The sequence below is a fragment of the Nostoc sp. NMS2 genome (assembly GCF_017115105.1).
GTDB lineage: Bacteria > Cyanobacteriota > Cyanobacteriia > Cyanobacteriales > Nostocaceae > Nostoc.
The window spans coordinates 1-22,513 of sequence record NZ_JABXKH010000145.1 but is presented as its reverse complement, the minus strand read 5'-3'; the positions used below and the strand labels follow the sequence as shown (position 1 = coordinate 22,513).

The window sequence follows — 22,513 nt, the reverse complement described above, 5'->3', positions numbered from 1 at the left end:
GCAATTTATCGCGTCTTTGCGATCTAGTATTTTCATCAAAAAACCTTAACCGAACCGTATTGCCTTAACTCTTTATTAAATACTTATTTTCTGAATAAACGTCTGATGTTCTGCTGAACTTAGCCCTTTCTGCAACACTGCTAAAACTTGTTGCATATTTCCCGCAACTAATGCTGATACATCAAGCCACAATCCTGGAAAGACTTGACTTTGAATTATGCCTGACGCATTTGGTATCAGTGATACGTATTCACCATTTTGCAAGCTGAACCAACTAACAGTCCGCTCAAAAACTTGCCAAACAATATATTCCTGAATGCCATTGCGACGATAGGCACGTTTTTTATCATACAAATCTTTGCTAGCACTGCTGGCGGCAACTTCTGCTACTAATTCGGGCGCACCTTCCACATAACCATCAGTACCCAAATGAGATGAGCCGCCACACGCTGCATCAATTAACAAAATGGCATCAGGTTGAGGTTCATTATCTAAATCTAGCCGCACAGTTGGATTATCACCTAATCTGACACCAGGCGTAGCTACTTTGTAATTTCCCAGCCAAATCATTAAATTACCATGTGGTTCGGCGTGGGGTTCAAAGCGCAAAGGTGATGCCATGTAAACGACTCCTTCAATTAATTCAGCTTTCTTGAGGTTGGGCATGGCATTATAGCGACGCTCAAACTCTGGACGAATGAGGCGATCGCCACTCTCAAGAGGCGGAATGTCGAAGGTAGAATCAGTTGGAGTCGAATGTTGTGGAGAAGTGTTGACCACGATCGCAGACAGTAGAGGTGGGTGGACTACTCCGCCGTAAGACGGACGGAGCTTCCCAATTCATCGGGAATAGCCTCCAGAACTCCGTAGTACTAGAAAGTCTGACATTCCCTCCAAGGGCAGGAGTCCTGGTTCCCAAGACCCAAATCTTCTTCTTGCAACATATACCTGTTAGCTTGGTTTTCGCTTATGGCATTGATGGTCAAGATACTATTTAGCTTACCAGAAAATTTTGGTGACTCGTCACCCGCTCACAATCCCCATCTTAGGAATACCTTGAAGATGGGGATTTCCGCGACCCGTTAAATTGATTTTATCGTAGTGCATTAAGCGAAACAGACGTAGAACTAAGTCTCTACATTGTTTTTTGGTGCTAAGTCTCTTTCGACATCGCTCAAATTTAAACATTAGTTGCCAAAATTTGAGCATTTGTTGCAAACGCTCTTCCATATATAAGAAACGCTTAAGCATTTGCAGCAAATGTATAATTAGTTGTTGCAAATGCTTAATACTTTGCAACAAACGCTCTTCCATATATAAGAAACGCTTAAGCATTTGCAGCAAATGTATAATTAGTTGTTGCAAATGCTTAATACTTTGCAACAAACGCTCTTCCATATATAAGAAACGCTTAAGCATTTGCAGCAAATGTATAATTAGTTGTTGCAAATGTTTAATACTTTGCAACAAATGCTCTTCCATATATAAGAAACGTTTAAGCATTTGCAGCAATCATTATAATGAACTTATAAATCTATTTGTTACTGACGTGAGTTCGACGAGTGCTATTTTGACCTCTCCCCCAGCCCCTTTCCTACGAGGAGAGGGGAGCAAAAACCCTATTTTCTCGTTACTCCTCCCTCGCCTTTTAGGAGAGGGAGGCTGGGAGGGAGAGGTCTGTCAAACTCACGTTGTTACTGGAAAAACGGGTTTAAAGCCCACTTAGCCTGCAAGGATTAGCGGTAAGCGCAAGTTTTCAACTTGTTTTGTTTTTAGCAAGCAAACTTCTTGCAAAAGTCCCTTCACACGGTAGAATAACGAAATTTTGCAAGAGTTCTAATCATGAAACCATTTCTGTTTGTAACCGACTTAGATGACACCCTCGTGTATCGCACCGTCGGCGATGACAGTGCTTTACCAGAACTAAATCAACTGCTGAAGAGACATCGCCAAGAATACGGCACTAAGATTGTTTATTCTACCGGGCGATCGCCTGTACTTTACAAAGAACTCAAAACTCAAAAAAATCTCTTGGAACCAGATGCACTCGTCCTTTCTGTAGGTACAGAAATTTATCTTGATGGTACTGATACTCCAGACTCAGATTGGTCAGAAATCCTTTCTCCGGGATGGGAACGGGAAACTGTATTATCTATTACCCGAAAATACCGTGAGTTAGTTCGGCAACCAGATTCAGAACAGCGTCCCTTCAAAGTGAGTTTTTTTTTAGAGCAAGAAGTATCTGCGAATGTTCTACCACAACTTGAAGTAGAGTTGCAGAAATTTAAATTAAATGTAAAGTTAATCTACAGTAGCGGTATTGACCTTGACATTGTACCCCATAGCAGCGATAAAGGTCAGGCAATGCAGTTTTTACGTCAGAAGTGGAAATTTGCAGCAGAACAAACAGTTGTCTGTGGTGATTCGGGTAATGATATTGCTTTATTTGCTGTAGGCAACGAACGGGGAATCATTGTGGGGAATGCCCGAAAAGAGTTACTCCAATGGCACGATGAGTATCCCGCTACACACCGCTACCTGGCTTCATGTTTTTGTGCAGGTGGAATTATTGAAGGCTTAAATTATTTTGGTCTCTTGTAATGATTAGTTATCTAAAAGGTATAGTCGCTGGTATCCAAACAATTGGCGCTAATCGCGTGATTCTGACTCTGGAAGTGAATGGCTTGGGGTATGATTTGCAAGTTCCCCAACGGCTAGGAAACCAGTTACCAGAGTCGGGAGGAGTGGCGCAAATTTTTACCCATTTGCAAATTCGGGAAGAAGTGCCGTTTCTATATGGCTTTGCTTCCCCAGCCGAACGCGATTTATTTCGCCACTTGCTGACTGTCACAGGAATTGGTGCAGCCTTAGCGATCGCCCTCCTGGACACTCTGGAACTACCAGATTTAGTCCAAGCAATTATCGCTGGCAATACACAAATCTTAATTCAGGCTCCCGGTGTCGGTAAAAAAATCGCAGAGCGCATCTGTTTGGAATTGAAAAGCAAATTAGTCGAGTGGCGCAAATCAGCCGGGTTCTTCGTCGCCACAGGCGGGCCAGCACCAGGAATTCTCGAAGAGGTACAAATGACCCTCTTCGCCTTGGGATATACTGCCCATGAAGTCAGTCATGCCCTGCATGTGGTAAGTGAAGATATCGGCCTACCCAAAGATGCCTACGTCGAAGATTGGATTAAACAAGCGATCGCTCATCTCAGTAGCGAACAAGTTTAATTGTCATTAGTCATTAGTCATTAGTCATTAGTCATTGGTCATTAGTCATTAGTCATTAGTCATTAGTCATTAGTCATTAGTTATTATCTCCCCCATCTCCCCCATCTCCCCCCTGCCCCCTGCCCCCTGCCCCACTCCCCATGCCCCCTGCCCCATGCCCACCAACCCTTATGCCTGGCTAGAACAGTCCTTAGCAACAATTCATCGGGCAGACTGGTATCGTTCGGTACAACCTATCAACGGTCGTCCGGGTGCAACGGTGGTTTTAGCTGGGCAAGAGGTAATTAATTTTGCCAGCAATGACTATTTGGGATTGGCTGGGGATGAGCGGTTGATGGCAGCTGCGACTGCTGCGATCGCAGAATTTGGCACTGGTAGTACTGGTTCTAGATTACTCAGTGGACATCGAGAATTGCACAGGGAGTTAGAAAAGGCGATCGCATCTACCAAACAAACAGAAGATGCCTTGGTATTTAGTTCCGGGTATCTAGCTAATTTGGGTGCAATTACCGCTCTTGTGGGCAAGCGTGATTTAATTTTCTCTGACCAATACAATCATTCCAGTCTGAAAAATGGAGCGATTCTTAGCGGTGCGACAGTTGTGGAATACCCGCACTGTGATATAGCAGTACTAAAAACCCAGCTGAATCAGCAGAGGCAAAATTACCGACGCTGTTTGATTCTGACTGATACTGTCTTCAGCATGGACGGCGATTTATGTCCGTTGCCCGCACTGTTGGATCTGGCTGACGAATTTGGCTGTATGCTGCTAGTCGATGAAGCTCATGCCACTGGGGTACTAGGAACAACTGGCGCTGGGTGTGTTGAGCATTTTGGATGTACAGGAAAGCAATTAATTCAAATTGGCACCTTGAGTAAAGCTTTGGGTAGTTTAGGCGGGTATGTAGCCGGAAGTAGCGCCTTAATTGACTTTTTGCAAAACCGCGCCCCCAGTTGGATTTATACCACTGGGCTTTCACCTGCTGATACAGCAGCGGCCTTAGCAGCAATCAAGATAGTGCAACAAGAACCGCAACACCGTGCCCGATTGTGGGGGAATATACATTACTTGAAAACTTTGCTGCAACAGTTGCCTAACTTAAAATTGCTGCCTTCTGAATCACCCATATTATGTTTTCAATTGCCTAATGCCACAGATGCCCTCAAAGCTGGAAAACAGCTAAAAGATGCTGGCATTTTTGCCCCAGCAATTCGTCCCCCTACAGTGCCTACAAGTCGAATTAGAATATCTGTAATGGCAACTCATGAAGCAGCACATATTGAAAAATTGGTAGCAGTACTGAAGGATGTCAAGTCGCTTCGCTCCAATTAAAAATTAAAAATTATTAATTAAAAATTGCAATCAGTGGGGGCTTGTACCCAAAATTAATTAATTAAAAATTATTCTTCTTCACTAATTTTTAAATTTTAATTAAAAAAAGGTCAAGTTGTAGTGTGGAATTGACCAATACTAACCCTGTAACTGGAATAGAGAATATTTATCTTGAACAAAAAAGTATTAATCGCTTCCGTCTTTATTCTTTTAGCCAAGAGAATTCAGCAGTGAATCTCAGCATTCGTGCCTTTGATACAAATTATTCTGTTACTGGATTATGTAATCGACCAGATTCGGAACATACTCTTGACTCTAGCAAAGTTTTAGCAACAAGCTGCAATTTGGAACTTTTGTGGGAACCGATTGACTACATTGGGAATAACTCTCCTAACGCTCTTTTATTACTCCGAAAAAATAAAATATTCGTAGGTTGGGTTGAACGAAGTGAAACCCAACAAAATCAGAGATTGTTGGTGTTGGGTTTCGTTCCTCAACCCAACCTACGCCTAAGTTCATCAGAGTGTAGGTTTTCCTAAATTCAAAAAGAAGCATGGGTGCAAACAGTCTTACAAAACTAACCTTACTAACAACAACATTCAGGATAATCAGATTTGGTGTTGGAGATGAAACCAGAGGATATCTGGGATATTTAAAATTATCTTTATTTTGGCATTTGTTATAAACTTGACCCACTGTATTGCTTGAAATTGAGTATTTATAATCGGCAAATCAATGTTATGGATATAGAATATCCATGACAAATTCTGCCTTCGTATACTATATAAATTAATAATTAACCTCTAGCAAAAGAGGTTTTTAAAACTCAAAAAAATCTATCTAGAGATAAATTACTAAAACTTGAAAACTAGCTTAGGGTATGTAGAGCCTATGCAATAAGTATTGGTTGTTCTCAGACATTTTCATGCCCCATATTCATTATTCCCAGTTACTGCGTTATGGCATTGTTGTATTAATTGTCACATTTGCATTAGTGTTAATGTTGATGCTAGACCCCTGGTTAAGCATGAGTGGAACTCCTTTCTTGCTGTTTTTTAGCGCTGTAATGGTGAGTGCTTGGTATGGTGGTTTAAAATCAGGGCTATTAGCAACTTTCTTGTCTGCATTACTGAGCAATTACTTCTTTCTCCCGCCAGCTTATGAGCTGAGTTTTGACCTATCTAATTCTGTGCGAATTGGGTTGTTTGCATTACAAGGATTGCTCTTTAGTATCTTATGTGAGGCATTAAAGACTGCTAAAAAACAGGGTGATAAAAATCTACAACAGCTAAAATTTAATGAGGAGCGATTTCGATTAGCGTTAAGCAGTTCAGATATTATAGTCTTTCAACAAGATCGAGATTTGCGATATCAGTGGATTCATAATCCTCAAGGTTTAGATACTTCTGAGGAAATTTTAGGTAAGTCTGATGATGAATTATTTCCGGCTTCAGTAGCAGAGCAATTGAAGGCAATTAAGCTGAAGGTAATAGAGACTGGTGTTTCAACCCGTGAAGAGGTTTATCTGACAACTTGCAAAGAAGATCGTTACTATGATTTGCTGGTTGAACCACTGAAAGATACAGACGATAATATTTATGGTATTACTTGTGCGGCTGTGAGTATTACTGAGCGCAAGCAAGCTGAAGAAAGACTCCGCTATATCGTGCAAGTTAGTAGCGTTCTATCTACTTCTCTAGATTATGAAGAAACCTTAGAACAAATTGCCAAAATCTCAGTTCCCCAGCTAGCTGATTGGTGTAGCGTTGACATCTTAAATGAAGATGGTTCCATTCGCCGCCTACCTATTGCCTATGCAGACCCATCCAAAGCGGAGTTGGCGCGTAAACTTCAGGAGTATGTTACAGATTACAAGGGTGCAAGTGCAATTACTAAAGTACTGCAAACCGGGCAAAGCGAATTAATCTCAGAAATATCTGACTCGTTATTAGTGGCAAGCACTCAGAATCAAGAACACTTAGAACTTGTCCGGCAATTGGGGATGAAGTCTGTGATGATTGTGCCCCTAATCGCACAAGGGCGAGTTCTTGGGTGTATCAGCTTTATCAGCACGCAATCAAACCGTCGTTACGATCGCACTGACCTAACTTTAGCAACAGATATTACCCACCGTGCAGCCTTAGCAATGGAAAATGCCCGACTTTATCGAGATATCCAGCAGGCTTTACTCCATTACGCCGAATCTCTATCTCTTCTAGATGCGCTGCTAGAAGCCGCTCCCGTTGCCGTATGCTTTTTGGATCGGGAACTGCGATATATCCGAATTAATCAAGTTTTCGCTGACATTAACGGTTTGACTATAGAAGAACATCTAGGACAAAAATTTGAGGAAGTGTTGCCAGCCATGGCGGTTGAGTTGGAGCAACAGTTACAACACGTTTTGGATACTGGAGAACCACTGCTGAATGTAGAAATTAGCGGTGTGACAAGGGAACAACCAAGACGTTACGGCTACTGGCTAGGCAACTATTACCCAGTCAACAACGCAATGGGTGAAACAGTAGGAATTGGAATTATTTTGGCAGATGTGACAGCAGCAAAGCAAACAGAAGTGGCTTTGCGAGAAAGCGAAGAAAGGTTCAGAACAATGTTCAACCAAGCAGCTGTGGGCATTACTCTAGTTGCGTTGGATGGACAATTTCTGCAAATTAATCCTGCTCTGTGCGAAATTACTGGATACAGCCATGAAGAGTTAATGCAAATGAACTTCCAGGAAATTATCCATCCTGACGACTTAGCAGTTGATTGGGAAAATGCTCGGCGAGTTTTAGCAAAAGAAATTAGTGGTTATTCCCTAGAGAAGCGCTACATCCGCAAAGATGGTTCTATAGTTTGGGTAAACCTAACTTCATCAGCAGTTTGGGATACTAACGGACAACCAAAGTATGCGTTAGGCATTATTGAGGATATTAGTGAACGCAAACGAGTTGAAACAACACAACAGTTTTTAGTCGAGGCCAGCACCTTACTCGCTGCCTCATTAGATTATGAAATTGCCTTAGAAAGTGTGGCTAATCTGGCAGTTCCTACCTTAGCTGATTGGTGTATTGTAGACGTTTTCCAGCAAGATTGGTCAAGTAAACAAATTGCGATCGCAATTGCCGATCCCACAAAACTAAATACTTTAGACGAAATCCGACGGCGCTATCCACCCCAAAATAGAGCCAAACAGCTTGTACAGCAGCTACGGCTAGGTATATCTGTCTTTTATCCCGAATTATCTAACTCTCATCTTTTACAGATGGCTGAAGATAACGAACATCTGCAATTACTGCAAAGTCTGGGTATTCGTTCTCTCATGGTGATTCCAGTTCGTTCCCGTGGGCAATTATTTGGAGCAATCTCTTTTTTCACAGCCGAGTCAGGCCGGTATTACCAACAAACAGACTTGGCTTTAGCTGAAGATATTGCTCGTCGGGCGGCCATAGCCATCGACAACGCCAGACTCTACCAAGAAACTCAACAGGCAAAACAGGCCGCTGAAAGGTCTGTGAATCGCACCATCCTTTTACAAAGAATAACTGCTGCCTTCTCGGAAGCCTTAACTCCCCAACAGGTAGCCGATGTTGTGGTGAACCAAGGCATTACCGCCTTGCAAGCAACTGGTGGTTCCGTTGTCTTACTTACTGAGGGGGATACTACCCTAAAAGTTGTGCAAGCAATTGGCTATCCGCAAACACTCATAAATACTTGGGCAACTTTTCCCATCACATCATCTAACCAAATAGCAGAAACAGTCAGAACTGGGCAGCCGATTTTTTTAGAAAATTTAGCAGCCATGATTGCTAGATATCCAGACTTAGCAAATGTTGTGACTGTTATAGGGAATAATTCTTGGGCTTCCATTCCCTTGATAGCAGAAGGCAAAATAATTGGGGCACTGGGATTAAGCTTTACCACTGAACAAATATTTAACGAAGAAGACCGGGGATTTATGTTGACACTGGGACAGCAGTGTGCCCAAGCGATCGCTCGCGCTCAACTTTACGAAGCCGAAAAGACTGCCAGGGCCCAAGCTGAGACAGCGAACCGCATCAAAGATGAATTTCTCGCTGTCCTTTCCCATGAACTGCGAACTCCCTTGAATCCGATTTTAGGGTGGGCAAAGCTACTCAGAACCCGCAAGTTCGACGAACCCACGAAAATCCGGGCATTGGAAACAATCGAGCGGAATGCCAAGTTACAAACCCAATTGATTGGAGATTTACTTGATGTTTCGCGGATTTTACAAGGTAAGGTGAGGTTAAATCTTTATGCAGTGGATTTGAAAATAGCGATCGCATCTGCACTAGAAACAGTGCGTTTAGCAGCGGAAGCCAAATCAATTCAAATTCAAACGGTATTAAGTAATGATATCGGCAAAGTTCTCGGCGATAGCGATCGCTTACAACAAGTGATGTGGAATCTCCTCTCCAATGCCGTTAAATTCACACCCACAGAAGGAGTTGTAGAAGTCCGTCTAGAGCAAGTTGGGTTAGATGCTCAAATTCAGGTGATTGATACAGGTAAGGGAATCATCCCGGAATTTTTGCCCTACGTCTTTGATTACTTCCGACAAGCAGATGCTAAGACAACCAGAGTATTTGGCGGACTGGGATTAGGGCTGGCAATTGTGCGCCATTTAGTAGAACTTCACGGTGGTACGGTTCAGGCAGAGAGTCTGGGGGAAGGGCAAGGGGCTACTTTTACAGTCAGACTACCTTTGCTGAAAAATTCTGAGTTGCGAGTCAGCAGTGATGAGGCTTCTCAAGCAGAACTTAGTAATGACGACACATTACTTGCTGGAGTCCAAATCCTGCTTGTAGACGATCAAGCCGATGTGCGAGAATTTTTTAGCTTTGCCCTAGAACAATATGGCGCGACTGTAACCGCAGTTGAATCAGCAGCCGAAGCACTAGAAACACTAGCCCAATCCAAACCAGATATTCTGTTAAGCGATATTGGAATGCCCTTAATGGATGGCTACATGCTACTGCGCGAGGTGAGAAAATTACCACCAGAGCAAGGCGGGCAAATTCCTGCGATCGCATTAACAGCTTATGCTGGAGAAATTAACTACAACCAAGCAATGGCAGTAGGATTTCAAAAACACCTACCTAAACCCGTAGATCCAGTAGATTTAGCTACAGCGATCAATAAAATAATTCGTAATTCGTAATTCGTAATTCGTAATTTTTACCCTACATATAAATGTGCTTGGGAGCATAAATCTTGTTTCCCCCCTTACCAAGGGGGGATTAATTCGATTAAAGTCACAGCTAACTACTTTTAAAACATCCTCTTAACCTTATTTACGAGCAAGACTAATTTAGACATCTTTACCCCGGCTTGTCCCCCTAATTAAAGACTAACTTTCCTAATGTAAACTACGAATTACGAATTACGAATTACGAATTACGAATTACGAATTACCCAATGGGGCGATTACCAGGATTGACTGCATGGATATATTCACTACCCGATCCCGGTCTTCCTCGTTTATAGTAAGCTTCTTCAGGTTTACCCCATCCTAGCTGCAAAATCATTTCCAAAAAACTTGAATTTTCCCACTTACACAAACTTGCCCACTCTGTTCTCTGAACAATTCTTTCTACATCAGATGTGACAATTTGTTGGTATTGTTTACTATTATTAAAACTCAAGTATAAATCCATCCTCATAGAGACTTCATACCAAAATTCCACAATGGAATTTTTAGCAGCTTTTAATATCTCTAAGTCACTAGCAAGAGCTATTAAATCAGTATTTACTTCGGGATAGTTCAAGTTTTTACCCTTAACTGTCACCTCCCGCCAGATAATGCCTGAAACTTGATTTTCTTTTTGATAATCGTGAATTGCAGCTTTGAAATCTTGATAAGCTGTGAATTGTTGCAGCCCATCAGTCTTGATAAACTGGTCAATTACGGGATTGCCAGAGACTGTTATCTCTAACTTTAGGCGTTTTCCGTTGAGGCAAGCCTGGCGTTCGGCTGCCAAAACTTGAATTAGCTCCTGGGTCGTGTAAACCTTTGACATCAGAATACACTCTACTCTAGTTAGTCATTGGTCATTAGTCATTGGTCATTGGTCATTAGTCATTGGTCATTGGTCATTGGTCAATAGTTCTTCCTCCCCTGCCTCCCCTGCTCACCTTACTCCCCCCACTCCCGGTTGGTGAGCGAAGTCGAACCACATCTCCCCACTCCCTACTCCCAACCTACGCAAGTCAGTTCAATAATCAAAGCTGATCACTATATTATGCTTTGCCATCGGCAGAAATGTAGTAACAGATAGCACGAAAAACTAGGGCAGACCAATTTGGTCTACCCCATAACTTATCTGGCTAACTCACTACTGAACTCATTAAAAGCTCGTCGCTTTAGCTGTGCTGTTTCCGTGCGTGGTAATAAATCAAAGATTTTGCGAAATTGATCGTCTATTTCTTCAAAAGGTACTTGACCTTTTTTATTCAAAACTACCTCGCCTGCTTTATTAAACACCATGACTTGAGGAACAGCCCCAGAATAGTAATATCCTGGTTCTGTAGGGTCGTAAGTTTCTTTAGACGGGATAGTATCTACATTAATCGGCATAATCTCTGCTACCTGACCGTAGAATTCCTGTACCCGTGAGATAGAAATGGCATATCTTTTAGAATCACTGCTGTCATCTAAATAAAAAGCCAAAAATATCGGTTTATGTTTCGCTAAAGTTTGTGCGAGTGTCTGTCTGGGAGGAACCAATGAACCGTTGCCAGCATAAACAACGAAGATGTTGCCATCATATAAATCATTATCGAGACCAGCGTATGCAGGTTGCGTACTTATAATGAAAAGACTTACCAGCAACAACAGGCATTTGGACAACCACCTTTGCCAGCCAGTAATTTGTTTATGTAAAAAAAGAAATTTTGTGCTATTCATCAAAAGGAACCTTGCAAGCTACTACTTGTCGTGAGTTTGTGCTGAATTCGGCAAACTGGGCTGGATATGTAATTACGCCCACACACTATTTTTTAAGATAACGCCTACTGAGATTATCTCTTGTAAGTGGATGAGGTAGATGAACGGAGTTCTGAGGTAGATTAATGCAGTTCTAAGGTGGATTAATCCAGTTCCGAGGTGGATGAACGAGATTCTAACTCTCCCCTACCCCCTGCCCCTTGCCCCCTGCCCCTGCCCCCTGCCTCATTTCCTGCATCTTAATTTTAAGGCTGGCTTTTTCAGTCAGGATTCGCTAAACTCACGCATATTAAATTTGCAATTAAATACTTTCAATTAGCAACGCCAGAAGACTAGGATACCGATGTGGGAAACAAAATTCAATTTATAGATAGGCTGCGATTGGGTTTCGCGGTGTCAGTGGCAAAAAGTGTGACGTTTATAGTGCGATCGCTGCGTCTGGGTGCTGCTAGTGTATTACCAGGCTCGATTGCTCGTCGCATTGAACCCCGACTTTTACAATTATTGAGTCAGCAAGTTAAAAACGGTGTGATTTTAATTGCTGGTACTAACGGCAAAACAACTACAGCGCTGCTTTTATGTACAATCCTAGAACGTAAGGGTTATCGCGTCACTCATAATTCTACAGGTGCAAATCTGGAAAATGGCTTGATGACGGCGCTGTTAGAAAGCACCAACTTACTAGGTACGCTAAATACTGATTACGCCATTTTGGAAGTTGATGAAAATATTGTACCGAAAGTATTAGCGCCACTCCAGCCGCGAATCATTCTCTGTTTAAACTTGTTCCGCGACCAGCTTGATAGGTACGGCGAAGTAGATACAATTAGTAAGCGTTGGACAAAAGTTATTTCTACCCTACCAACAGAAACGGTCGTAATTCCTAATGCTGACGATCCAACTTTATCTAACCTCGGTCAGCAGTTACCGCAACGGGTGTTATTCTTTGGCTTAAATGAACCAGAACATTATCTAGAAGCTATTCCTCACGCTGTTGATTCTATCTATTGTCCCAAATGTGGACATTCTCTAGATTACAAGGGTGTCTATTTGTCTCATCTGGGAGATTTCACTTGTCCCAAGTGTGGTTTTACTAAAAGTAAACCGACTCTAGAAAGTAATGAATGGTCGCAAATTCTGGTTGGTTTGTACAACAAATATAATACTTTAGCTGCTGCTACTGCGGCTATTGAGCTAGGAGTTGATGAAGCAACAATTAGGGATACTATTAACAATTTTCAAGCTGCCTTTGGTCGTGCAGAAGATTTAGTAATTAACGGTAAACGAGTGAGGATATTGTTATCAAAAAATCCTGTGGGAACGAATGAAACCATTCGCGTAGTTACTCAAAGCACAGATAAAACCACACTGCTAGTATTGAACGATCGCACGCCCGATGGCACTGATGTATCCTGGATTTGGGACGTGGATACCGAGAAATTAGTCGAACGCGGCGGGACTTTAGTAGTGAGTGGCGATCGCGTCTACGATATGGCACTACGTCTACGTTACAGCCAAAAGTCCCCTGAGAGTAACTTAAATTTAATTGTGGAAGAAGATTTGCGACAAGCGATCGCAACTGCATTAGAGCATACACCAGAGAATGAAACTCTGCACATTCTGCCCACCTACTCAGCCATGCTAGAAGTGCGAGAAGTTCTGACTGGTCGGAAAATTCTTTAAATTGGGCAGTGGGGAGTAGAAATTAGAGAAATTTTTCCCATTCCCCAGTTCCCAACGCCCAATTTAATTACGAATTACGAACTTGTACTGAGCGAAGTCGAAGTATTACGAATTACGAATTATGAATATGAGTTCTCAAAATTTGGAATTAACAATAGGCTGGCTTTATCCGACGCTGATGAGTACTTATGGCGATCGCGGTAATGTAATTACTATAGAACGTCGCGCTCAGTGGCGGGGATACGATGTTAAAGTGTTACCCCTAGACCAAAATGCTACAGCCGCAGATATTAAAACTGTAGATGTCATAGTTGGTGGTGGCGCACAAGACCGTCAGCAAGAAATTGTCATGCGTGATTTGCAAGGTGCAAAAGCTGATGCAATGCGCGAAAAAATCGAAAATGGCACACCAGGTGTCTTTACCTGTGGTTCACCCCAACTGCTGGGACATTATTATGAACCAGGCTTGGGACAACGGATTGATGGTTTAGGAATACTCGATTTAGTTTCCGTCCATCCTGGTGAAAATACTAAGCGCTGTATTGGTAACTTGGTAATTGAAGTGACAGCTTCCCGTCTGGCGCAAGATTTAAAAGAGATGACAGGTACTACACCATATTTGGTAGGCTTTGAAAATCACGGTGGACGCACCAAGTTGGGGAAAGTGGAAGCTTTGGGGCGAGTGGTGTACGGTTTGGGAAATAATGGTGAAGATGGGACTGAGGGAGCATTTTATCAGAATGCGATCGCTACTTATTCCCACGGCCCTTTATTACCGAAAAATCCCTTTGTCGCCGATTGGTTAATTCAAACAGCATTGCGGCTAAAGTATCAACAGGAAATTACCTTAAAACCTTTAGATGATAATCTTGCTATACAAGCGCGGGAAGCGATGTTAAAGCGGTTGAAAGTAAGTTTACCAAGTGTTGCTGCGGCTAAAGTTTAAATTTTCATGTTTTTCTCGTTCCCTGATTTTCACAGGGAACGTAATTCCCCGGTTTCGGTTTCATATTGGGAAGGGGTGAAAAAGCCCCAACTCAGCCTTGAGTTCATGTTTCCTCGTTAACAACGACTAACCCCACACCGCAACGAGTCGCCGCCTCTGCTAACCGAGTATCAAGAGTTGTTAACGGCAATTGTAACCGCAACGCCAATTCTCAATAAGCTGCGTCATAAGCTGCTAAACCTTCCTGTCGTGCTAGCTTCAAGGTTGCATCCAACGCCTTTGCATCCGTAACTAAATCAACCTGAATTAACAGTGACTGTAACAAAGAAATAGCTTGCTCAGATTGTTCCTGTGTTATACGGTTACGTCGTTCAGCCACGACAAGGGTATTAGCAATCTCCAGCGACCAAATTCCTGGTACAAAAGCTTCAGAATATGGCATCATTGCGAGTATGGCATTAGCATAATCATCGTTTTCATCCACCAAACACCAGCTAATTGCTACAGAACAATCTAAAACAAACTGCATTAAAATCTTCGCCCCTCTTCAAGCATTTCGCGGATTGAGGTTTTATCTAAAGCTACTTCTCGCCGCAGTTGTTGCATTTTGGCAATTGCTTCTTGAATCAATTTTTTTGTCGTCGGCTTTCCCCAAGCGTTATATTGCAGTACAGTGTCATCGCATAATGCAAGGTCTGTTTTATCTAACGGCTGCACAACTACCACTACTTCTACAGATGTATCTTTATAATCAGTGGGTGTCTGAATGTGCAATATCCCATCTGTGCCAATATGCGTTCGCAATTTCTTCGTTTCCATTTTTACCCCCAGGAAATTATAGAATAGTAAAAATTTACCAAAATCTTTCAATTCATCTACGATTAAAGCTTTTCATACACTAGAGAAAAATTTATGCAAAGTTGGCCATCTTGGATTCCTACTCCCCGGTTTTGGGTAAATGCGATCGCTCTGATTTTGTTGATGATTGGTTTCCAGTATGCGATCGTCTATCTTTGGATAATTATTTCCATCCTAGCTCACTTCCTACCCCAGCCTATTTTTGTCAAGTTAGCGTATTTATTTAGTTTACTCGCCCAACTTTTTCCGATTGTGCTATTGGCATTTTTTCACCATTGGCTGCATCGATTTTTAGATAGCTTCTTTCCTGAGAGTAGACTACCAGAAACAGAGCTAGCAACAGGAGTTTTTCCTAGTTTTATAAGTTGGTGGGAAGGCTTATATGGCTGGTTGGTCAATATTCTCTCATCGGTAATAGCATTTGGTCTTATAATGCTTTTCTCGCCATCTCCTGACTTATTGAGTGTGTTCACTTTATTTAAAACTCAAGCGCAATCTCTGCTGATAGTCCCAACTATAATCAGAGTAATTGTTGCCGCTTATCTCTATCAATTTCAGTATTTAGTGCATCAGCGTTTGATAGCAGCAGGTAGACAATAGTATTCTGATAAAAATACCTGGCAAGAATATCTTCCAACAAGGGGCATTCCAAATGTTTAAAAACATATAATTTCTTAGTTTTCTCTCAAAAAAAGCATCAATATTTGACATAAAGCAAGAGGAACCGATGACTCAAGCCTTAGCCAAACAAGTAACATTTGATGAATTTATCGCCTGGTATCCCGAATCTTCAGACAGGCGTTATGAACTACATGATGGGGTAATTGTTGAAATGCCGAAGCCAACAGGGAAGCACTCAGAGATAGCTGGATTCATCAATGGTTCTTTGTTTATTGAAATCACCCGTTTGTCCATCTCTTGCTTTATCCCTAAAGAATGCGTCATCAAGTCAGTTAACACTGATTCCGGTTATGAACCAGATGTCATCGTTATTGATAGACAAGCTGTTAGGGATGAACCACGCTGGAAAAAAGAATCCATCATCACGCAGGGTACTTCCGTCAAGTTGGTTGTAGAAGTTGTTTCAACCAACTGGAGTGATGATTATGCTTTAAAGCTAGAAGATTACGAGTCTTTGGGCATTCCTGAATATTGGATTGTAGACTATCTAGGTTCAGGTGGTAGGCGCTTTATTGGCAATCCTAAACAACCAACAATCTCTATTTACCAATTAATTGAAGGTGAGTATCAAGTTAGGCAATTTAGGGGAAATGACCGCATTCAGTCGCTAGCGTTCCCAGAGTTAAATTTAACTGCTGAACAGATTTTTCAGGCTGGAGAAGTCGCGTAATTTAGGTGGCTAAGGTTTAAATTTTTATATATAGCGCTTCTGGGTTGAGTGCAAGTATAGACCTAACCCCCAACCCCTTCCCTACAAGGGAAGGGGAGTAATATTCAAAGCCTCTCTCCTTTTAGGAGAGAGGTTTGGAGAGAGGTCAAAGTGTATTGCATTCACAGATTGAGGTTTTACTTAACGCTAAAGCAAGAGGAAAGTATGACGCAAACCTTACGCAAACTAGTAACATTTGATGAATTTATCGCTTGGTATCCAGAAAACTCACAACGACGCTATGAACTGCATGACGGAGTAATTGTTGAAATGGCTCCTCCCACAGGCGATCATGAACAGATTATTGGATTTTTAGTTGGGGAAATAGTTACAGAATACAAACGTTTAAAACTACCTTATTTCATCCCCAAAACAGCTTTTATTAAACCGACTCAGAGTGAAGCAGCTTACTCACCAGATGTACTTTTGTTGAATAACTCTAAACTCTAATTTAGTAAATGAACCTCTGTGGAAAAAAGAATCTACTATAAGCCAAGCGGCATCAATTCCTTTAGTAATTGAAGTGGTAAGTACCAACTGGCGAGACGACTATTTTACCAAAGCAGGTAAATACGAAGAAATCGGAATACCTGAATATTGGATTGTAGACTATCTAGGTTTAGGTGGTAGGCGCTTTATCGGCAATCCTAAACAACCAACAATCTCAATTTACCAACTAATTGAAGGCGAGTATCAAGTTAGGCAATTTAGGGGAAGCGATCGCATTCAGTCGCTAGCGTTCCCAGAGTTTAATTTAACTGCTGAACAGATTTTTCGGGCTGGAGAAATTTAGAAGCACACATACTCTTTGAGTAAAACTAATATTAAAGCTACAGGGGCATTTGCAGCGTTTGTGCTTGTATTACTTCTATTCTTTTATGGAGTCCCAGCATCCGAGAATTCAGATAAGCCCAAGCCTATTTCAGATGCAAAGACAACCATTACAGCGATCGCCAGCGTGAATCAACAGAGCGATCGCTCCACTCCAACATCTTACTGTTCTTCACCTTTTTCCTGAAGGAGCGATCGCCAATCTGCAATCGCCTTTTCTGTCCACAGCCAATTTTTAGCTAATTTATCAACCTGGAAATTGACTGAATCAGACTTGAGAACGGTTTGCCGCAACTTGATCGCTTCATTAAGATACTGTGTCTGCTTACCACTAGATTGACTAAGTGCAGATTTATACAATCCAAGAGCCAAACCAGCGTATGAAGTTAAAGCATCTTCAGGAACTGCTGTCTTTGAATTTGTATTTTGTTCTTTGAGAGCTAAATTCAAAGCCTTGAACCAAGAGTCATTGGCTCGATTTAGATTGCCTTCTGCGTAGTAGGCAAATCCTAAAGCGTTATTATACAAAAGCGATTCTGGTTTAGCTTTTGCAGCAGTTTCCCAGTAACGGCGGGCATCATCGACGCTATAGTTATTGTCTCCAGTCTCAATAGACTGCCAAGCTAATCGTCCCTTATAAAAGTTGACAGATGGATCGTCAACTTGCTTACTTGGAACGAGTTTAAGGGCAGTTTCCGCCGCAGCTAGTGCGCCACGATTGAGTAATTCTTCTACAGCCAACAACCCACGTTGTAAATCGCCCTGGCTCAATTTTTCTGTGGCGGTGGCGGTGACAATTCCAGTGGCTGCTGTCTGTAAATCGATATTTTGCTGCTTTTGAATGAGTGAAGACTCAGTGGGAATTACTGGGATGTTAGGCAGAGTTGCCTGCTGGGATCGATTTTGCCACCACCAATTTAAACCGATCGCAGCTGCTAACGCACTGATCCCCACAATACCCACAATTGGCCACAACTTGCGGCGTTGGGTACGATGTCTTGGTAGGGATGGTTGCGAACGCGAAAACTCAGAATTTTGCCGATTTCCTTCAAATTTACCAGTAATTGGAGGTGGTGCTGGGACTTCTCCCCACAAATCTCCTTCTTCTTCTAGAGAAGTCATTTCTTCTGAAACCTGGCTTTGCTGAAAATTATTTTCTGGAATTTCTCGATCCAGTTCAGTTGCAGCTTTTTGGTTATCTAGCTGACGAAACAAATCCGAAACTATCGCAGAATCTTCTTCATAACTTGGGTCATCATACTCAATTTCATCAACGAGATCGCCCCAAGTATCCTCACCCAGCCAGTCCAACCCAGAAGAGTCATGCGCCAAACCAGCAGGAATCATTTCTTCCATTCCTAAAGGCATATCGCTATCATCTGCGTTGGCGTAGCCCGTCGTAGACATCGCAGAATACATCGTGGAAGTTATTCCTAAAGGTGAACTATACTGGTTCCGTGAGTCTGTACTTTCGGATACCTCAATTTCTTCACTGAGAAAACCGTCAGATTCTGGCTGGAGATATAAAATCGGTAATGCCCAGTACATCTGGTGAGAACCATAAGCAGAAATTAATCCTTGGCGTACCCGACTAACGCACAAATCTACTGGATATCCCTGACTCAAGTTGCGGTAAAACAATTGCGTAAGTGTCAGTGCCACTTCATCAGGAATGCGTTCTGACATAGCCAAAACGCTTCTAATTCCGCGCTTCACCAGACTTTCTGCCAAATTACGTTCACCCGTATCTCCAGAAGGATCGGATGCAGCTGTGTACGCCCCCAAGCAGGAATTAAACACTGCCATTTGAATATTATTGTTGACGAGCAAACCCGCCAGATCGTCTCCACTCAAGATTTCCGTTAAGCCAGTTCTGCGACTAACAAGATAAATTTCTCCGCCATTGCCGCCTAAGTTACTATGACCAGAGTAGTGGAGAACTTGGTATCTGCCTTGTTCTAAAGCTTGCGTCAGTTCTTCCCGTCCTGGTTGGTCTAATACAGTAAGTTCAATTTCTGGGAACCGATTGTTACCTTCAGTAAGTCGTGATGTTTGACGGTGAAGTTCCGCTTGCAGTTTGATCGCTTCCTGTTTCTGTAAGTCAAGACGCACTTGATCTGAGGGAGAAGCAATTACCATCAATACTTTCACACTACCTTGTTCTCGTGATGTGAAAGTATTGTGCGTAGGCGTAGCCCCCCGCAGGGATCGCAAAGGAGAACCCCCCAAAATCCCACTTTGGAAGCGAGAAAAAGCCACATAAGGCCCAGTAGCCAGGGGGCGATCGCCTGCGTGCATCACTTCCCAAGGCAGACGAGCTAACCTAGTGTCCTTTAGCCCCAAGCGTAAGCGTAGTACTTGTTGGTGGTTCTGGGCAATCCCTTGAGCAGTAATCCAACTATCTCTGAGAGTGCCTTGAAATAAGGCGTTATAAAATTGTTGACCCAACGCCACCAAGTTTACAGAGTTTCTGGCGATATTGCTTTCGTGCCCACCAGATGTAAATTGATCTCCCTGCAACACCGACTTCAACGGGTCATTCATCAAATGCCCAGCAGCTATCAACCAATCAGCTATAGGCCAAGTCACCAATTCTTCTGCCAATGGGACCCCAGGCGCGACTTGTTCCGTCCGCACCAAGTAGTCATTTTGCCCTACTGGGGTTACGGAAATGTGAAATTCCTGGGTCACAACTTCTCCTGTCCGCCTCCTAAATCTGGTTTGAAACGCGAAAGTTTCAAGTCGATTTGCTCCCTCTGATAACTTAGATGCATCCCACCCCTGAATGTTTCTGATTCGGTGTTGTTTTGCTTTTTCTGCCTTTACAACTTTATCCGGATCGGATTACTTGGATCTAGAACACTTAATTGGTAGATGCACCTTGATCTTCAACTCCCCTAGTTGGCTAACACCCACTGGGGGTTTTTTTCAATTTTGGCAAACAACAGCAACTTTTAACGCAGATATTCTTCACCAAAAAATAGTGCTTAATCCTAGAATACTTGATTACTAGATAGATGTCCCTTGATTTTTAACTCCCCTAATTCAGTTAGGGACTTCCAAGAAATAAATTATCCATCTTGTGGGGTGGGCATCCTGCCCGCCCTAAATATGGGACGGGTGAGACACCCATCTCACAAGAATAATTTGGGATGTTTTTTATTTAGAAGTCCTTTAATCTCTACTAGAGTTTCGTTGACACATCTTTCTAATCAATACTGCGTAGGTTTTGCCTAAAAAATCAATCCAGGGTAGGTTGGGTTGAGGAACGAAACCCAACATTTTCAGGACTTTGTTGGGTTTCACGACCTTCAACCCAACCTTGTATCTTAGAAAGAGTAGTATTGCCTTTCTAGTAAATTTATCCGGAGCATGGTGGTTAAACCTAGAACACTTAATTGGTAGATGCACCCTGATAACTAGCTCCCCTGGTTGGCTAACACCCACCGGGGGTTTTTTTATGAAGGAAGCAAGCAGCAATCATTTCTGACGCATCAAATTTTTAAGGCAAACTGGTTATTTAATTGGTAGATTCACCCTGATAACTAGCTCCCCTAGTTCCCTAACACCCATTGAGGATTTTTTTCTGGCGATCGCCAATTTATTCGGTAGATTGCTCTTTAAGAATCTCTGCTTTTAATCCTCATATAGGCTACCACCTTCTGAATTCGCGCCAGTAGCCCAATGAGTATCATTTACAGATAAACGAGATTCTGAAGGATTTTAGCTTCAGTTGACACCAATGCCTGATAACTAACCCCTCTGTTTGGCTAACACTCTTTGAGGTTTTTTTCTGGTGAGCAAACAATAACTTCAACCTCTGCTATTTTATCCGGTAGCGACCCATTTACTTTAGAAAAGATGATTAATAGATGCACCCTGATAACTCACTCCCCTGGTCGGCTAACACCCACTGGGGGTTTTTTTCTAGTTAAGTAAGCGTAGCCCGTCCTAGACATGGCCATTAACCCTGATTTTTGCCATTTTCCCCGGAAGATACTCGCTGTCCCTAGAAAACATTAATGGTAGATGCACCCTGATAACTAACTCCCCTAGTAGACTAACATCATCTGGGGGTTTTTTATTTTAAAAAATAATTAGCCTTTATCCAAATTATCCGGAGTATGGTGTTAAACCTGAGAACACTTAATTGGTAGATGCACCCTGATAACTAACTCCCCTAGTAGACTAACATCATCTGGGGGTTTTTTATTTTAAAAAATAATTAGCCTTTATCCAAATTATCCGGAGTATGGTGTTAAACCTGAGAACACTTAATTGGTAGATGCACCCTGATAACTAACTCCCCTAGTAGACTAACATCATCTGGGGGTTTTTTATTTTAAAAAATAACTAGCCTTTATCCAAATTATCCGGAATATGGTGTTTAACTTGAGAACATTTAATTGGTAGATGCACCCTGATAACTAACTCCCCTGGTTGGCTAACGCTCATCGGGGGTTTTTGTGTAAACACGTAGCAGCTTGTCTTAGACATCGCCCCAGCATTTTCTGCTGATGTAACTAGAATGCACCACTACTCTTGTTGTTACTGCTGCCAGGATAGAGCATAACCTGCTCACTCAATTCCTGAATCGCTTTCTTTTTATTGTGAGCTAGAGATGCCACATCAAAATGATTGCTATGATATTTAATCACATTCTTAATTTTTTTTCTATATTTTGGCGTTTAACTATTTGTCTGCTAGCGATCGCTACTTTCAGCTTCCGAATCAGAGTGTACTAAAAGCTCTACCTACCAAAAAACATAGAAAAAGAAGCACGAAAATACCCTGGATAAGGGTTTCAGCTTTAAGTTGACACTAATAACCAGCGATATGGTAATATTTCATGGCATTATGCTAAAAAACTTTGCTTAGAATAATCAAAGAGTAGCCAACCCATGAGTTTAGCTGTAATTAAGTTCTCTTCAGAAGAGTGCGGCATCTGCCACAAAATGTCTTTTTACGACAAAAAGGTGGCTGAAGAACTGGGTTTAGAATTTATTGATGTGAAAATGCAGGATACGACTGCTTACCGCAAGTATCGCAAGATTTTATTAACTCAGTATCCCGATAAATCAGAAATGGGATGGCCTACTTACATCATCTGCAATTCTCCAGAAGGGGAATTTCAGATTGTGGGTGAAGTAAAAGGAGGTCATCCCAAAGGGGAGTTTAGAAGCCGTCTGCAAGAGGTTCTGGATTCTACAGCTAATCAGAAGTGACATACTCCCACACTGACTGCAAGCAGTACAGTGTGGGCTTCTCACCCAAT

General features: G+C 42.2%; 19 protein-coding genes and 1 pseudogene. 12 read left to right on the top strand and 8 right to left on the bottom strand.

The genetic code is table 11. The features are described from left to right. Positions 1-75 precede the first annotated feature (75 nt). A complete protein-coding gene (locus tag HWQ36_RS26055) occupies positions 76-780 on the bottom strand; it encodes a Uma2 family endonuclease (protein ID WP_292708260.1) in 705 nt (234 codons plus the stop codon). 243 nt (positions 781-1,023) lie between these two features. Beyond that, a complete protein-coding gene (locus HWQ36_RS26050) occupies positions 1,024-1,482 on the bottom strand; it encodes a hypothetical protein (RefSeq protein ID WP_292708258.1) in 459 nt (152 codons plus the stop codon). A 360-nt stretch (positions 1,483-1,842) separates the two neighbouring features. On the opposite strand from HWQ36_RS26050, the gene HWQ36_RS26045 reads away from it, so the two are divergent. From HWQ36_RS26045 to HWQ36_RS26025, 5 genes are all read left to right on the top strand, one after another. Then, positions 1,843-2,601 (top strand): sucrose-phosphate phosphatase, encoded by a 759-nt coding sequence (locus tag HWQ36_RS26045; RefSeq protein WP_292708256.1) that lies wholly within the window; start codon positions 1,843-1,845, stop codon positions 2,599-2,601. Then, the gene (ruvA, locus tag HWQ36_RS26040) at positions 2,601-3,233 is read left to right on the top strand and encodes a Holliday junction branch migration protein RuvA (protein ID WP_292708254.1); all 633 of its coding nucleotides are present in this window, start codon (positions 2,601-2,603) and stop codon (positions 3,231-3,233) included. Before HWQ36_RS26045 ends, ruvA begins: the two co-directional genes overlap by 1 nt. A gap of 154 nt (positions 3,234-3,387) precedes the next feature. Continuing rightward, entirely contained in the window at positions 3,388-4,566 is a 1,179-nt protein-coding gene (gene bioF, locus HWQ36_RS26035; RefSeq protein WP_292708252.1) for an 8-amino-7-oxononanoate synthase, read from the top strand. Between the two features lie 128 nt (positions 4,567-4,694). Beyond that, complete coding sequence (locus tag HWQ36_RS26030; RefSeq protein WP_292708250.1) at positions 4,695-5,105, top strand: CpcT/CpeT family chromophore lyase; 411 nt, start codon at positions 4,695-4,697, stop codon at positions 5,103-5,105. Positions 5,106-5,491: 386 nt separating this feature from the next. Further along, complete coding sequence (locus HWQ36_RS26025; RefSeq protein ID WP_292708248.1) at positions 5,492-9,745, top strand: PAS domain S-box protein; 4,254 nt, start codon at positions 5,492-5,494, stop codon at positions 9,743-9,745. A gap of 250 nt (positions 9,746-9,995) precedes the next feature. Here the strand turns inward: HWQ36_RS26025 and HWQ36_RS26020 are convergent, their stop codons facing one another. Continuing rightward, positions 9,996-10,604, bottom strand: coding sequence for a hypothetical protein (locus HWQ36_RS26020; protein ID WP_292708246.1), 609 nt, complete (start codon positions 10,602-10,604; stop codon positions 9,996-9,998). A 299-nt stretch (positions 10,605-10,903) separates the two neighbouring features. After that, positions 10,904-11,491: a thylakoid membrane photosystem I accumulation factor gene (locus HWQ36_RS26015; protein WP_292708244.1), complete on the bottom strand. Its 588-nt coding sequence runs from the start codon at positions 11,489-11,491 to the stop codon at positions 10,904-10,906. A 384-nt stretch (positions 11,492-11,875) separates the two neighbouring features. On the opposite strand from HWQ36_RS26015, the gene HWQ36_RS26010 reads away from it, so the two are divergent. Continuing rightward, a complete protein-coding gene (locus tag HWQ36_RS26010) occupies positions 11,876-13,213 on the top strand; it encodes a Mur ligase family protein (RefSeq protein WP_292708242.1) in 1,338 nt (445 codons plus the stop codon). A gap of 127 nt (positions 13,214-13,340) precedes the next feature. After that, positions 13,341-14,159, top strand: coding sequence for a type 1 glutamine amidotransferase (locus HWQ36_RS26005; RefSeq protein WP_292708313.1), 819 nt, complete (start codon positions 13,341-13,343; stop codon positions 14,157-14,159). A gap of 211 nt (positions 14,160-14,370) precedes the next feature. Here HWQ36_RS26005 and HWQ36_RS26000 read toward each other — a convergent pair whose 3' ends face one another. Together HWQ36_RS26000 and HWQ36_RS25995 are read right to left on the bottom strand one after the other, a co-directional pair. Continuing rightward, positions 14,371-14,688 carry a type II toxin-antitoxin system VapC family toxin gene (locus tag HWQ36_RS26000; protein WP_292708240.1) on the bottom strand — a complete coding sequence of 106 codons (318 nt, stop codon included), beginning with the start codon at positions 14,686-14,688 and terminating at the stop codon, positions 14,371-14,373. After that, on the bottom strand, positions 14,688-14,978 hold the full coding sequence (locus HWQ36_RS25995) for a hypothetical protein (RefSeq protein ID WP_292708238.1): 291 nt from the start codon (positions 14,976-14,978) through the stop codon (positions 14,688-14,690). Before HWQ36_RS25995 ends, HWQ36_RS26000 begins: the two co-directional genes overlap by 1 nt. A gap of 93 nt (positions 14,979-15,071) precedes the next feature. Here HWQ36_RS25995 and HWQ36_RS25990 point away from each other — a divergent pair, with 93 nt between their 5' ends. From HWQ36_RS25990 to HWQ36_RS25975, 4 genes and pseudogenes are all read left to right on the top strand, one after another. Further along, on the top strand, positions 15,072-15,617 hold the full coding sequence (locus HWQ36_RS25990; RefSeq protein WP_292708236.1) for a hypothetical protein: 546 nt from the start codon (positions 15,072-15,074) through the stop codon (positions 15,615-15,617). Between the two features lie 127 nt (positions 15,618-15,744). Next, entirely contained in the window at positions 15,745-16,368 is a 624-nt protein-coding gene (locus tag HWQ36_RS25985) for a Uma2 family endonuclease (RefSeq protein WP_292708234.1), read from the top strand. Between the two features lie 204 nt (positions 16,369-16,572). Then, positions 16,573-17,200: pseudogene (locus HWQ36_RS25980) on the top strand (Uma2 family endonuclease). 15 nt (positions 17,201-17,215) lie between these two features. Then, positions 17,216-17,425, top strand: coding sequence for a hypothetical protein (locus tag HWQ36_RS25975; RefSeq protein ID WP_292708232.1), 210 nt, complete (start codon positions 17,216-17,218; stop codon positions 17,423-17,425). Here the strand turns inward: HWQ36_RS25975 and hetF are convergent. Continuing rightward, positions 17,401-19,929: a cell division protein HetF gene (gene hetF, locus HWQ36_RS25970; protein ID WP_292708230.1), complete on the bottom strand. Its 2,529-nt coding sequence runs from the start codon at positions 19,927-19,929 to the stop codon at positions 17,401-17,403. The two genes, HWQ36_RS25975 and hetF, sit on opposite strands and share 25 nt — an antisense overlap. A gap of 1,832 nt (positions 19,930-21,761) precedes the next feature. Continuing rightward, on the bottom strand, positions 21,762-21,896 hold the full coding sequence (locus HWQ36_RS25965; protein WP_292708228.1) for a hypothetical protein: 135 nt from the start codon (positions 21,894-21,896) through the stop codon (positions 21,762-21,764). Positions 21,897-22,139: 243 nt separating this feature from the next. On the opposite strand from HWQ36_RS25965, the gene HWQ36_RS25960 reads away from it, so the two are divergent. Further along, on the top strand, positions 22,140-22,463 hold the full coding sequence (locus tag HWQ36_RS25960) for a thioredoxin family protein (RefSeq protein WP_292708226.1): 324 nt from the start codon (positions 22,140-22,142) through the stop codon (positions 22,461-22,463). Positions 22,464-22,513: the final 50 nt, after the last annotated feature.